This window comes from Flavobacterium kingsejongi, assembly GCF_003076475.1.
GTDB lineage: Bacteria > Bacteroidota > Bacteroidia > Flavobacteriales > Flavobacteriaceae > Flavobacterium > Flavobacterium kingsejongi.
Map to the genome: position 1 here is coordinate 4,025,900 of NZ_CP020919.1, position 12,592 is coordinate 4,038,491.

General features: G+C 38.7%; 12 protein-coding genes and 1 pseudogene. 11 read left to right on the forward strand and 2 right to left on the reverse strand.

Features of this window, described 5'->3' with window-relative positions; translation table 11 throughout:
• The first annotated feature begins 26 nt into the window (after window positions 1–26).
• The 6 genes from FK004_RS18130 to FK004_RS18155 all read left to right on the forward strand — a co-directional run bounded on the left by FK004_RS18130 (window position 27) and on the right by FK004_RS18155 (window position 6,979).
• On the forward strand, window positions 27–2,192 hold the full coding sequence (locus FK004_RS18130) for a catalase (RefSeq protein ID WP_108738536.1): 2,166 nt from the start codon (window positions 27–29) through the stop codon (window positions 2,190–2,192).
• Between the two features lie 120 nt (window positions 2,193–2,312).
• Entirely contained in the window at window positions 2,313–3,170 is an 858-nt protein-coding gene (locus FK004_RS18135) for an SDR family oxidoreductase (protein ID WP_108738537.1), read from the forward strand.
• A 32-nt stretch (window positions 3,171–3,202) separates the two neighbouring features.
• A complete protein-coding gene (locus FK004_RS18140) occupies window positions 3,203–3,478 on the forward strand; it encodes a hypothetical protein (protein ID WP_108738538.1) in 276 nt (91 codons plus the stop codon).
• 96 nt (window positions 3,479–3,574) lie between these two features.
• The gene (locus FK004_RS18145) at window positions 3,575–4,147 is read left to right on the forward strand and encodes a non-canonical purine NTP diphosphatase (protein WP_108738539.1); all 573 of its coding nucleotides are present in this window, start codon (window positions 3,575–3,577) and stop codon (window positions 4,145–4,147) included.
• Window positions 4,148–4,247: 100 nt separating this feature from the next.
• Complete coding sequence (locus tag FK004_RS18150; protein WP_108738540.1) at window positions 4,248–6,122, forward strand: DEAD/DEAH box helicase; 1,875 nt, start codon at window positions 4,248–4,250, stop codon at window positions 6,120–6,122.
• A gap of 89 nt (window positions 6,123–6,211) precedes the next feature.
• Complete coding sequence (locus tag FK004_RS18155) at window positions 6,212–6,979, forward strand: carboxypeptidase-like regulatory domain-containing protein (RefSeq protein ID WP_108738541.1); 768 nt, start codon at window positions 6,212–6,214, stop codon at window positions 6,977–6,979.
• Window positions 6,980–7,039: 60 nt separating this feature from the next.
• Here the strand turns inward: FK004_RS18155 and FK004_RS18160 are convergent.
• A pseudogene (locus FK004_RS18160) lies at window positions 7,040–7,699 on the reverse strand (TrmH family RNA methyltransferase).
• Between the two features lie 70 nt (window positions 7,700–7,769).
• Between FK004_RS18160 and FK004_RS18165 the strand changes: the two are divergent.
• The 5 genes from FK004_RS18165 to FK004_RS18185 all read left to right on the forward strand — a co-directional run bounded on the left by FK004_RS18165 (window position 7,770) and on the right by FK004_RS18185 (window position 11,966).
• Window positions 7,770–8,300: an RNA polymerase sigma factor gene (locus FK004_RS18165; RefSeq protein ID WP_108738904.1), complete on the forward strand. Its 531-nt coding sequence runs from the start codon at window positions 7,770–7,772 to the stop codon at window positions 8,298–8,300.
• Window positions 8,300–9,094, forward strand: a complete 795-nt coding sequence (locus tag FK004_RS18170; RefSeq protein ID WP_108738542.1) for an anti-sigma factor — start codon at window positions 8,300–8,302, stop codon at window positions 9,092–9,094. Before FK004_RS18165 ends, FK004_RS18170 begins: the two co-directional genes overlap by 1 nt.
• Before the next feature lie 66 nt (window positions 9,095–9,160).
• Window positions 9,161–9,856 (forward strand): SIR2 family NAD-dependent protein deacylase, encoded by a 696-nt coding sequence (locus FK004_RS18175; protein WP_108738905.1) that lies wholly within the window; start codon window positions 9,161–9,163, stop codon window positions 9,854–9,856.
• Between the two features lie 118 nt (window positions 9,857–9,974).
• The gene (locus FK004_RS18180) at window positions 9,975–11,330 is read left to right on the forward strand and encodes an acyl-CoA dehydrogenase family protein (RefSeq protein WP_108738543.1); all 1,356 of its coding nucleotides are present in this window, start codon (window positions 9,975–9,977) and stop codon (window positions 11,328–11,330) included.
• Window positions 11,331–11,384: 54 nt separating this feature from the next.
• The gene (locus FK004_RS18185) at window positions 11,385–11,966 is read left to right on the forward strand and encodes a MiaE family protein (protein WP_108738544.1); all 582 of its coding nucleotides are present in this window, start codon (window positions 11,385–11,387) and stop codon (window positions 11,964–11,966) included.
• Window positions 11,967–12,049: 83 nt separating this feature from the next.
• On the opposite strand, the gene FK004_RS18190 is transcribed toward FK004_RS18185, so the two are convergent.
• A complete protein-coding gene (locus FK004_RS18190) occupies window positions 12,050–12,352 on the reverse strand; it encodes a hypothetical protein (RefSeq protein ID WP_108738545.1) in 303 nt (100 codons plus the stop codon).
• Between the last annotated feature and the right edge of the window lie 240 nt (window positions 12,353–12,592).

Genomic DNA, 12,592 nt, shown 5'->3' on the forward strand with positions numbered 1-12,592 from the left:
TTTAAATAACCCCTAAAAAAATCGTTATGCCTGACAAAAAACAAGATCTAAGAGAAACAGAAAACCTGAAACAACAGGATTTGAAAAGGAACAAAGAGAATGGAGACGGTCAGTTTATGACCACTGATCAGGGATTAAAAATCAATGATGATCAAAATTCTTTAAAAGCAGGCGAACGCGGCCCTTCTTTGCTGGAGGATTTTATCTTACGCGAAAAAATAACGCATTTTGATCACGAAAGGATTCCGGAACGAATTGTACATGCCCGAGGTTCAGCTGCTCATGGCTACTTTCAGGTATACAAGTCGATGGAAAAATATACCAAAGCCGGCTTTCTTCAGGATCCCAACATAAAAACTCCTGTTTTTGTTCGCTTTTCAACAGTTGCCGGATTTAGAGGTTCTACTGATTTAGCGCGTGATGTACGTGGCTTTGCAGTAAAATTTTATACCCAGGAAGGAAACTATGATTTAGTAGGAAACAATGTTCCTGTATTTTTCATTCAGGATGCTATGAAATTTCCGGATCTTATCCATGCTGTAAAACCAGAACCCCATAATGAGATTCCGCAAGCTGCCTCTGCCCACGATACTTTTTGGGATTTTATTTCACTAATGCCGGAATCGATGCACATGATCATGTGGGCGATGTCTGACCGTGCTATACCAAGAAGCTATCGTATGATGGAAGGTTTTGGTGTACATACCTTTCGTTTTATCAATCGCAAAAATGAATCTTTTTTCGTCAAATTCCACTGGAAACCTAAATTAGGGACACATGCCGTGGTTTGGGACGAAGCAGTAAAAATATCTGGTGCTGATGCCGATTTCCACCGTCGGGATTTATGGGAAGCCATAGATAGTGGAATGTTTCCCGAATGGGAACTGGGAGTACAAATCATCCCTGAAGCTGACGAGCACAAATTTGATTTTGACTTACTCGACCCTACTAAATTAGTTCCAGAAGAAACGGTACCGGTGACTATAATCGGAAAAATGGTGCTGGACAGGAATCCGGACAACTTTTTTGCCGAAACGGAACAAGTAGCCTTTCACCCGGCCCATTTGGTTCCTGGAATTGACCTCACTAATGATCCTCTATTGCAGGGAAGATTATTTTCGTATACCGATACTCAGCTTTCCCGATTGGGAAGCCCTAATTTCCACGAAATTCCCATCAACCGCCCCATAGCTCCATTACATAATAATCAACGTGATGGCCATATGCGTCAGGAGATTAATACAGGACGCGTGAGCTATCACCCCAACTCCCTTGGTGGTGGGTGCCCCTATCAGGCAAAAATTGCAGAAGGTGGATTCCATAGTTTTAATGAACGTATTGATGCCCAAAAAATACGCGACCGAAGCGAGAGCTTTAGCGATCATTTTAGCCAGGCAACTTTATTTTATAACAGCCAGACTCCGGTAGAACAAAATCATATCATTAATGCCTTACGCTTTGAATTGGGTAAAGTAGCCACCGTTGCAATTCGGAAAAGAACCGTAGGCCTATTATCCCAAATTGATGCTACACTGGCAGCTAAAGTTGCAGAAAGCCTGGGATTTCCTGTGGAAGCTCCTAAAAAGCCAATGAATCATGGTGTTCCTGCTGATGCTTCCAAAGAAAAGTACGAACCGAAAAGCAAAAAGCAGTCAGTTTCGTCTTCACCGGCATTGAGCATGCTCAAAAATAAAACCATAACCCCCACTATAGCATCCCGTCACGTCGGTTTTTTATGTACCGATGGTGTCGATGGCAAATCACTCAATGCATTAAAAACGGCACTGGAAAAAGAAGGTGCAGTGGCAAAAATTGTAGCCACCCACAATGGTTCCATACAAACCAGTGAAGGACGCGAACTGAAAGTTGATCATAGTTTCCTCACTTCTTCATCGGTACTTTTTGATGCTTTATTTATTCCTGCCGGCAAAAAGAGCATTGATGCCCTGAAAAATGACCCTACAGTCTTCGAATTTCTCAATGACGCTTACAAGCATTGTAAAGTAATCGGAGCCGATGGTGAGGGGATTGAAATCCTGGAACTAACTAATTTTTATAATCTGCTAAGCAAACAGGAAAGCCCCAATAATGGCATTATCCTAAATGCTAAAGATGATTCTACTGACTTTTCAACCAATTTTATTGATGCATTAGGAAGACACCGTATTTGGGAAAGAGAAAAGTTGAAATAAACATCAACTTATACAATCGAAAATGCCTTGCAACTGACATTTTCCCTAAACGAAAAATTGCACAATATTGCTTTACCCCTTAGATAAGCAATGACTAATGAACAGTAGAAAATATATAATATGGATAAGCCTAAAGAATTTCCGAAACAAGCCCAAAGCCAACAGCCCGGTAAGGAATCAGAGATGAATCCAAAGCCTGAAATTATACGAGACAATTATAAAGGAAGTGAAAAACTAAAAGGAAAAATAGCACTTATAACCGGTGGTGATAGTGGTATCGGACGAAGTACAGCCGTACATTTTGCCCGGGAAGGCGCTAATATAGCCATAGTTTATTATGATGAACTGGAAGACGCGAAAGAGACCAAAAGATTAATCCGTAAAGAAGGTGCAGAATGCCTGCTAATACGTGGTGACCTGAGAAATGAGGATTTTTGTAAGAAAGTTGTAGCACAAACTATTGCAGAATTTGGGACTATAAACATATTGGTAAACAATGCCGCCATGCAATTTCCAGAAAAAGATATTGAGAATATAAGCACCTCCCAGATTCATCAAACTTTTGAAACCAATATTTATCCTTTGTTTTTTGTAACACAGGAGGTTTTGAAATCAATGCAACAGGGAGATTGCATCATTAATACTACTTCTGTAACCGCCTATCGCGGCAGTGAGCACCTGTTGGACTATTCCAGCAGTAAAGGCGCTATCGTTTCCTTCACCCGTTCTGCAGCGACAATGCTTGCCGAAAAAGGAATCCGGGTCAATGCTGTAGCCCCAGGCCCTGTATGGACTCCTTTAATCCCTGCAACGTTTACAGAAGAACAAGTAGCTGTGTTCGGACAGGACACTCCGATGAAAAGAGCAGGCCAACCTTCAGAAATTGGGCCTGCCTATGTTTTTCTGGCCAGCGAAGACAGTTCCTATATTACCGGACAGGTCATTCATCCGAATGGTGGGGAAATAGTAGGAGGATAAAATCAAGAATCTAATCTTAAAAAAATACAACTATGAGTAATGGAAAATTAATTTTTGGAATTGCAGCAGGAGTTGCAGCCATAGCAGGAACAGCATTATACGCTCACAAAAGAGGGTTAATTGATTTGAACGAACTATGCAACAGAGCAGAAGATGAATTCAATAACTTTAAGAATAAAAGAGACGAAAAATTGAATTCATTGGAACAGAAAATCAATAATTCGATCGATAAAGGTTATGAATTCGCTGAAAAAGCAGAAATCAAGGCGGAAGAATGGGTAGAAAAAAACAATCCTCCTACACTATAACACTATATTGATAGTCCAGGTATAACCATATACGGGATGCAGTTGCTTTCGCCAAAATAATATAAATTTGCCGATCAATCTAATTCGTATTTCCCTATGAAACTTGTATTTGCCTCCAATAATAAAAATAAGATTAAAGAAATCCAGAACCTGCTTCCAGATATTATCGAAGTGGTAAGTCTGGAAGCAATTGGCTGTCATGAAGATATTGCAGAAACTGCGGATACTATAGAAGGCAACGCCAAACTGAAAGCGGATTATGTTACACAAAAATACGGCTATGCCTGTTTTGCCGACGATTCAGGCCTGGAGGTAATGGCATTAAATCATGCACCAGGTGTAATTTCTGCACGTTATGCAGGACCGGAACGCAATGATAATGCTAATATGGATCGCGTTTTGAAAGAATTGGACAATAATCCCAACAGGGCAGCACAGTTTAAAACCGTGATAGCACTTAATTTAGATGGTAATCAGCATCTTTTTACAGGTACTATACAGGGTAATATAACAACCGAAAAGCTGGGTAATCAAGGATTTGGATATGATCCTATCTTTATTCCGGAGCATTTTACCGAGACTTTTGCACAACTTCCTTTTACCGAAAAGAACAAAATTAGCCATCGGGCAAAGGCCATTGCGCAGTTAATTGCGTTCCTGAAAAAATAACATTCTGATTATCAATTATTAATAAAAAAATAAACTTCAAAATAGCATTAGTTTTTGTCAATTATAAACAGTACTTTTGCACCCTATTTTAAATACATATATGAATAAATTTGAACAATTAGGATTGAATGAATCGCTTCTGATGGCGATAAAAGATCTAGGATTTGAGAATCCGTCGGAAGTACAGGAAAAAGCGATTCCCCTATTATTGGAGCAAAACACAGACATTGTAGCATTGGCGCAGACCGGTACAGGGAAAACTGCAGCGTTTGGTTTTCCACTGATTCAGAAAATTGATGCTAACAACAGAAACACACAGGCATTAATTTTATCACCAACACGCGAACTTTGTTTACAAATCACAAATGAGATTAAACAATATTCAAAATACGTTAAGGGCTTAAACACTGTAGCAGTCTATGGTGGAGCAAGCATCACAGAACAGGCGCGTGAGGTAAAAAGAGGAGCACAAATTATTGTTGCTACTCCGGGGAGAATGCAAGACATGATCAACAGAGGACTGGTTAATATTACACAACTGGAATTCTGTATTCTTGACGAAGCAGATGAAATGCTGAACATGGGATTCTATGAGGATATCGTTTCCATTTTGTCTACTACTCCAGATGAGAAAAACACTTGGTTGTTTTCTGCAACAATGCCACAAGAGGTAGCAAGAATTGCAAAAGAGTTTATGCGCACACCGCAAGAAATTACGGTTGGGCATAAAAATGCTGGTTCTGCAACAGTTTCACACGAATTTTACCTAGTAAACGCTCGTGACCGTTATGAAGCACTGAAACGTTTGGCCGATGCTAACCCGGATATTTTCTCCGTAGTTTTCTGTCGTACCAAAAGAGACACACAAGCTGTAGCGGAAAAATTGATCGAAGACGGGTATAATGCTGCTGCCTTGCACGGTGATTTATCACAAGCTCAAAGAGATGGTGTAATGAAGTCATTCCGTGGTAGACAAATTCAGATGCTTGTTGCGACTGACGTTGCGGCAAGGGGAATTGATGTTGACAATATTACTCACGTAGTAAATTACCAACTTCCTGATGAAATTGAAACGTACAACCACCGTTCTGGTAGAACAGGTCGTGCTGGTAAATTAGGAACTTCTATCGTAATTATCACGAAAAGTGAATTGCGTAAGATTTCTTCAATTGAGCGAATCATCAAACAAAAATTTGAAGAAAAAACAATCCCTTCCGGAATTGAAATCTGTGAAATACAGTTATTGCACTTAGCCAATAAAATTAAGGATGTAGAAGTAGATCACGAAATCGATAACTACCTTCCTGCTATCAATAATGTGCTTGAGGACTTAACGAAAGAGGAATTGATTAAGAAAATGGTATCTGTTGAGTTCAACAGATTTATCAACTATTACAAAAAAACAAGAGATCTTTCTTCTCAATCTGCTGGAGAAAGACGCGAAAGTGATGGTGCTCCAAGAGAGAACAACAATGGTGCGGTTCGTTATTTTGTAAATATTGGCTCAAGAGACAATTTTGACTGGATGTCTTTAAAAGACTACCTGAAAGAAACATTGGATCTTGGTCGTGATGACGTGTTTAAAGTGGATGTAAAAGAAGGATTCTCATTCTTCAATACTGATGCAGAGCACTCTGATAAAGTCATGGAAATCCTAAACAACGTACAATTAGAAGGAAGACGTATCAACGTTGAAATTTCTAAAAATGACGGTGGCGGAAGAAGAGACCATAATGGAAGAAGTTCTTCTGGAGGTTCCAGAGGTGGATTCAACCGTGGTGGTGGAGAAAGAAGCGGTGGTTTCGGATCCAGAAGCAGCAGTGCGCCAAGAGGTGACCGTGGCGGAAGCCGTGAAGGTGGCTTTGGCTCAAGATCATCCTCTGCCCCAAGAAATGAAGGCGGTTTCTCTGATAGATCTTCAAGAAGATCTGAAGGGTTTGGTGGATCTGCTCCAAAACGTCCAAGAAAAAGCTAAGAATATTTTTTGTTAATATTCTTATAATTGCATACTGAACTACAAAATATCTTGAAAGTTTTACTACTTTTAAACCTTCTAAACAGGTTATGAGATATTTTGTAGTTTTTTTATTTTTATTCGTATCAGTTTCCTCTTTCTCTCAGGAGAATAATACTGTAACTAAAGTTACCGGAACCATTATTAACGATAATACCCTGCTCCCTATGAGCAATGTAAATATCATTAATATCAATCTTGTTAACGGAACCACAACCGATAACAAAGGAGTCTTTGAACTCAATGTCCGCGTTAATGACACACTGCATATTTCGTATGTCGGTTTTCAGTCCATAAAAGTCCGGGTGACCAATGACTGGGTGAAAGCAAAAACGACCAAAATCCAACTTACTGAAAAAGCATATGCTTTGGAAGAAGTAGTAATTAAATCCCATTACCTTACCGGTTATCTTGAAGTAGATACTAAATTGATCCCAGTTGCCGAAAATTATCGTTTCAGCATCTCTGGTTTGCCACAAGGTTATGAAGCTGGTGAGTATTCCCCAAATGCTTTATCTAAAGTATTAGGCTCCGTATTTAATCCTGCCGATTTACTCTATAATGTTTTTGGAAAAAAACCAAAAGAACTGGGTAAGCTCAAACAAATGAAAAAAGACGATACTGTACGGAACCTTTTACAGACAAAGTTTGACAGGGAAACACTATCTGTATTATTAGGACTTTCCAAAAAGGATATAGAAGATGTTTTAGAGCGTTGTAACTACTCTGAAACTTTTATACGCACCGCAAACGATCTTCAGATTATGGATGCTATCAGCGGCTGCTATGAAGAATATAAAATCTTAAAGCGTAATTAGAACGGTTTAATTTCTAAAAAACACAAAAGCGATTAATGTATTTTATTAATCGCTTTTTTATTACTTGATTTTTTCCAGGTAATGTTGCTCAATACGCTTGATGTCTTTGATTGATTTTCGGGTCCAGTCCAAACGTTTCTCTGTTATTTCTTCTTCAGTCAGTTGCCAGTCAATTTCGGAAGCCCGTAATCGGCTCGTGAGGTTTTGAAGAATTATCGCCGCTGAAACAGAAATATTCAGGCTCTCTGTAAAACCATTCATGGGAATTTTCAAAAATCCGTCGGCATGCTCCAATACTTCCTCTGATAATCCAAGGCGTTCGGTACCAAAGAAAAAAGCTGAAGGTTTAGTGATATCAAAATCTTCCAACAGACAGTCATTCTCATGTGGTGTTGTGGCTATAATCTGGTAGCCCTTTTCTTTTAAAGTCGTGATGCAATTTTTAATATCATTATACCGGGTAACATCTACCCACTTCTGCGCGCCCATGGCAATTTCCTTATCGATGGTCTTGCCGTATTTTTCCTCAATAATATGAAGATTTTGTATTCCAAATACTTCACAGCTCCGCATTACAGCACTGGTATTATGCAGTTGAAAAACATCTTCTACCGCGACCGTAAAATGGTTGGTACGTTGTTTCTAAACCTTCATGAATTTGTTTTTCCTGTTTTCCGTTATAAAATTTTCTAAATAACTGAGGTAATCTGTGTTTTCCAAACTTTTTCTGCTTTTTTATATCTGTATTATCAATAGATTTTCTACTTTAGTAAAGCACAAATCACAACCTATGACTCAAGAAGAATTACTACCGCTAATTTACAAAAAAGATGACAGGGCGTTCAAGCTTTTATACGATATGTATTCCAAAAGTCTCTACGGAATCATTTACAACCTATTAAAAGATAAAGAAGAATCCGAAGATGTACTCCAGGAAGTTTTTATAAAAATATGGAAAAACATCGACAGCTATACCGAATCAAAGGGGCGCTTTTTTACCTGGTTATTGAATATTGCCCGTAATGCTTCAATCGACAAACTCCGATCCAAAGGATTTAATAATAATAAAAAAAACTTATCTTCTGATAATTTCGTACATATTCTTGACAACAGCAATACACTATCAAACAAAATTGATACAATTGGAATTAAAGAATTTGTGAAAAAGCTAAAACCAAAATGCATCCAGCTTTTAGATCTTTTATTTTTTAAAGGATACACACAGCAGGAAGCTTCAGAAACACTGGAAATGCCGTTGGGAACAGTAAAAACACAAAACAGGAACTGTATTAGCGATTTAAGAAACTTATTAAAAGTATAATGGAAAAAACAGAACTTATCGAATCTGGGATTTTAGAACTTTACGTTTTTGGCACCTTAACGGAAGCTGAAAACAAAGAGGTAGCCGAATCTGCAAAAAAATATCCGGAAGTAGCTGCAGAAATTCTATCTATAGAAAAAGCAGTGATCAACCTTTCCGATAGTTTCGCACCTTATTTATCAGCAGAAAATTATGAGAAAATAAGAAAACAACTCATTGAGAAACACAGTAAAGTCATTCCTATCGCGGAAAAAGAAGAATCCCGAAATTCCTTCCGTTATATCGGATGGGCTGCTTCTATACTCCTACTTTTAGGTATTGGCTTACTTGGCTATCAACTGAACCAGAAAGAACAGCTTCTGGCGCAAAATCTAAAGGAAAAAAGTGTTTTGGAACAGAACCTTGCTTTAGTGCAGACTCAAAATGAGCACAGCAACCAGGCATTGGCGATTGTACGAAATGATGATAATATGGCAATCAAATTAGCAGGACAAGCCATTGATTCTACGGCTTCAGCAAAAGTGTACTGGAACAAAAATACCCAGGTAGCCTATGTTGACGCTGCAGGTTTACCCGATCCTCCAAAAGGAAAGGTCTACCAGGTATGGGCTTTAAAACTGAATCCGCTTACCCCAACAAGTATCGGAGTATTATCTGACTTTACAGCAGAAAACCTGAAGATATTTTCTGTAGCCAATGTAGCCGATGCAGAAGCATTTGGAATCACACTGGAACCGGAAGGAGGCAGTAAAGCACCAACGTTAGAACAATTGTACACCTTAGGAAAAGTATAAAACAACTACTAATTACAATGGGTTTTGGTTCACTTTAACAGTGCCGCCAAAACCCATTTTTTTGATATGAAACAGAAAATTGTAGCGCTCACAGGAGCAGGAATTAGTGCCGAAAGTGGCATCAAAACATTCAGGGATAGTGATGGGCTCTGGGAAGGTCATGATGTTATGGCAGTAGCCTCTCCCGAAGGATGGAGGAAAAATCCTGCACTTGTATTAGATTTTTACAATAAAAGAAGACAACAATTACTTACGGTATCCCCTAACCCTGCGCATGAAATACTTGCAGCACTGGAGGAAGATTATGCCATTACCATTATAACACAAAATGTAGATGACCTGCATGAAAGAGCAGGAAGTATAACAGTCCTCCATCTCCATGGCCAGCTTTTAGAATCAAGAAGTTCAAAAAATGAACATTTGATTTATGACTGCCGATCTGATATTAAAATAGGCGACTTCTGCAACGAAAATAGCCAACTAAGACCAAATATAGTTTGGTTTGGAGAAGATGTTCCTGCGATAGCTGAAGCGGCTCAAATCGTTGCAAAAGCGGATATTCTCCTGATTATAGGTACCTCACTCCAAGTCTATCCGGCAGCAGGACTAATCGATTATGCTCCGGATACTACCCCGATTTATTATATAGATACCAACCCTGCCCCCATCCCTACAATTCAAAATACCTGTACTGTAATTACCGCTAAGGCCAGTGAAGGATTAGCCACCTTTAAGAAGATGTTAGAAACTTCTATACGTTAACCTTTTGGAGTAAATCATTATGCTGCTGCGTAAATCATAACGTTTTTATAAATTTAATCTTTGACACCTGACTGTGAGTGGATATTTCGTATTTTAGAGGAAACTAAAAAAACGATTTATGAGTCTATTAAAGTCTTTTTCTACTATAAAAAATATAATTACACATCTTGATTTTGGTAAATTAGAAGCTCTTTCTAAAAAAGTAGACCTGAATGAAGTCATGGAATCCTTTTCAAAAATGAGTGATGGTGATTTAGCCAAACTCATGAAAATGATGAAATCCAATCAAAAAGAAAAAGTAATTCCTGAAGTAAATGGTGATTTTTATGAATTAGGAAAAACACTTCCAAACAATGAGCGTGAAATTTTACTTAAAGTCCGCGAATTCATGAATACCGAGATAAAGCCTATCGCAAACGAATACTGGAATAAAGCTGAATTTCCGATGGACATCATCCCAAAATTTGCTGAATTAAACATTGCCGGACTTACCTACCAGGGTTATGGTTGCGCCGGGCATTCTGCATTGCTGGAAGGTTTTATTGCTATGGAAATGGCACGTGTCGATAGTTCCATCTCTACTTTTTTTGGTGTACAAAGCGGACTTGCAATGGGTTCGATATACATTTGTGGCTCCGAAGCACAAAAGCAGGAATGGTTACCCAGAATGCAAAAAATGGAAGTTATTGGTGCTTTTGGATTAACTGAGCCACTTGTAGGTTCCGGTACCGCAGGAGGATTAACGACCACATGTAAGAGGAATGGTGACGAGTGGATATTGAATGGACAGAAAAAGTGGATTGGTAACTCCCCCTTTTCTGATATTACAATTATCTGGGCAAGGGATCTTGATGACGATAAAGTAAAAGGTTTTATCGTAAAAAAGGAGAATCCAGGATTTGAAGTCGAAAAAATGAAAGATAAAATGGCTTTGCGAACTGTACAAAATGGCCTGATCACACTTACTAATTGTAGCGTTCCCGAAACCGACCGCCTACAAGAAGCCAATTCCTTTAGAGATACAGCAAAAGTATTGCGAATGACCCGGGCCGGAGTAGCTTGGCAAGCCGTTGGCTGTGCCCGTGGCGCTTATGAATTGGCTCTAAAATATACAAATGAAAGAATTCAATTTGGTAAACCCATAGCCAGTTTCCAATTGGTACAGGGCATGCTTGTTTCCATGTTGGGCGACCTTACAGCCATGCAAGCGATGGTCTACCGGCTTTCTGTGATGCAAGACCAGGGTGATTTAGCAGACGAACACGCTTCGCTTGCCAAAGTTTTCTGCACCTCAAGGATGCGGGATATTGTAGGCCATGCCCGGGAACTTTTTGGAGGAAACGGTATTCTTCTTGAATATGACATCGCCCGATTTGTTGCTGATGCTGAAGCCATATATTCTTATGAAGGAACAAAAGAAGTCAATTCATTAATTGTGGGTAGAGCAATTACCGGACATAGTGCGTTTGTGTAGTCCCATAACAATATAAAAAGCTGTATTTTTGCAGTGTACTTAATATAGAACAAAATGCTAGGATTAAAACTTGCCACCGACCCACGCTGGGTTAATATTGTGGAATCGAATATTGAAGAGATACTTACAGATCACGCTTGGTGTGAACAAAAAGCAGCCACTAATGCAATCACTATCATCACGTATAACTCTGAACTGGAAGACCTTGTAACAGAATTATTAGTTATTGCAAAAGAAGAACTGGATCACTTACAATTGGTCCATAATATTATCAAGCAAAAGGGGCTTGTCCTAGGCAGGGAACGGAAAGATCATTATGTAAATGAATTATTCAAATTCATGAAAAAAGATGGAAGCCGTAATGATGCATTAATAGACCGTCTTCTCTTTTCTGCAATGATCGAAGCCCGTAGCTGTGAGAGGTTCAAAATATTATCAGAAAACATCAAGGATTCCGAATTAGCAGCATTTTACCGTGAATTAATGATCAGTGAAGCGGGACATTACACCACTTTTCTCGGATTTGCGCGAAAATATACCGAAAAAATCGATGTGGACAAACGCTGGAAAGAATGGATAGAATTTGAAACTTCCATTATCACTAATTATGGTAAAAATGAGACCATTCACGGTTAATCGCAATAAATTACAAACGACAAAAGCCAATGATTTCATCATTGGCTTTTTGTTGTTTGGTTAGAACTGTTAGTGCTTTTTTTTTAAGCTTCCTTCACAAATTCACCGGCAGCAGTAAAGAGAGCCGTTACTTTTTGCCCGTCTTTCGAGAGTACCAATTTGTATTCTCCATCAGCAGCTACATACGCTTCATCCATACTGTAACCTCCATATTTTTTAGAGATATTTTGAAGCGCTTCCTGAGATACTTCCGATCCGTCGATTCTTTTATATTCTTTCTCCTGGTGGATAGTAGTGTTGGTAGTTGTAGTTTCAGTTACTGTATTAGCAGAGGCATTAAACGATAAGGCGATTACTAAAGCGGCTGTTAAAAATAAATTTTTCATAATGCTATATTTTAAGGTTGTACTTGTTCTCTGTATAATCAGTATGAAAGAACTATACCAAACACAGCTATTTATTCAAGCTTGTCGTTTAACTGTTCTATTACAATACTTTATGAAGTTTCCTATGCTTTATGGAAATCTAAAAAAGCAGTTTTATTTCTACACTATGGGGAAGTCGTACCCAAAAATGCTACACTTTTGTTGTTTGTTTTGTTATACAGAAGTTTGTCTAGTCCTAGA

What these genes read in the sequence shown, in the direction of transcription:
- FK004_RS18190 (WP_108738545.1), bottom strand. Translation starts at nt 12,352, where the DNA reads ATGAAAAATTTATTTTTAACAGCCGCTTTAGTAATCGCCTTATCGTTT.
- FK004_RS18135 (WP_108738537.1), top strand. Translation starts at nt 2,313, where the DNA reads ATGGATAAGCCTAAAGAATTTCCGAAACAAGCCCAAAGCCAACAGCCC.
- FK004_RS18185 (WP_108738544.1), top strand. Translation starts at nt 11,385, where the DNA reads ATGCTAGGATTAAAACTTGCCACCGACCCACGCTGGGTTAATATTGTG.
- FK004_RS18170 (WP_108738542.1), top strand. Translation starts at nt 8,300, where the DNA reads ATGGAAAAAACAGAACTTATCGAATCTGGGATTTTAGAACTTTACGTT.
- FK004_RS18175 (WP_108738905.1), top strand. Translation starts at nt 9,161, where the DNA reads ATGAAACAGAAAATTGTAGCGCTCACAGGAGCAGGAATTAGTGCCGAA.
- FK004_RS18145 (WP_108738539.1), top strand. Translation starts at nt 3,575, where the DNA reads ATGAAACTTGTATTTGCCTCCAATAATAAAAATAAGATTAAAGAAATC.
- FK004_RS18180 (WP_108738543.1), top strand. Translation starts at nt 9,975, where the DNA reads ATGAGTCTATTAAAGTCTTTTTCTACTATAAAAAATATAATTACACAT.
- FK004_RS18165 (WP_108738904.1), top strand. Translation starts at nt 7,770, where the DNA reads ATGACTCAAGAAGAATTACTACCGCTAATTTACAAAAAAGATGACAGG.
- FK004_RS18155 (WP_108738541.1), top strand. Translation starts at nt 6,212, where the DNA reads ATGAGATATTTTGTAGTTTTTTTATTTTTATTCGTATCAGTTTCCTCT.
- FK004_RS18140 (WP_108738538.1), top strand. Translation starts at nt 3,203, where the DNA reads ATGAGTAATGGAAAATTAATTTTTGGAATTGCAGCAGGAGTTGCAGCC.
- FK004_RS18150 (WP_108738540.1), top strand. Translation starts at nt 4,248, where the DNA reads ATGAATAAATTTGAACAATTAGGATTGAATGAATCGCTTCTGATGGCG.
- FK004_RS18130 (WP_108738536.1), top strand. Translation starts at nt 27, where the DNA reads ATGCCTGACAAAAAACAAGATCTAAGAGAAACAGAAAACCTGAAACAA.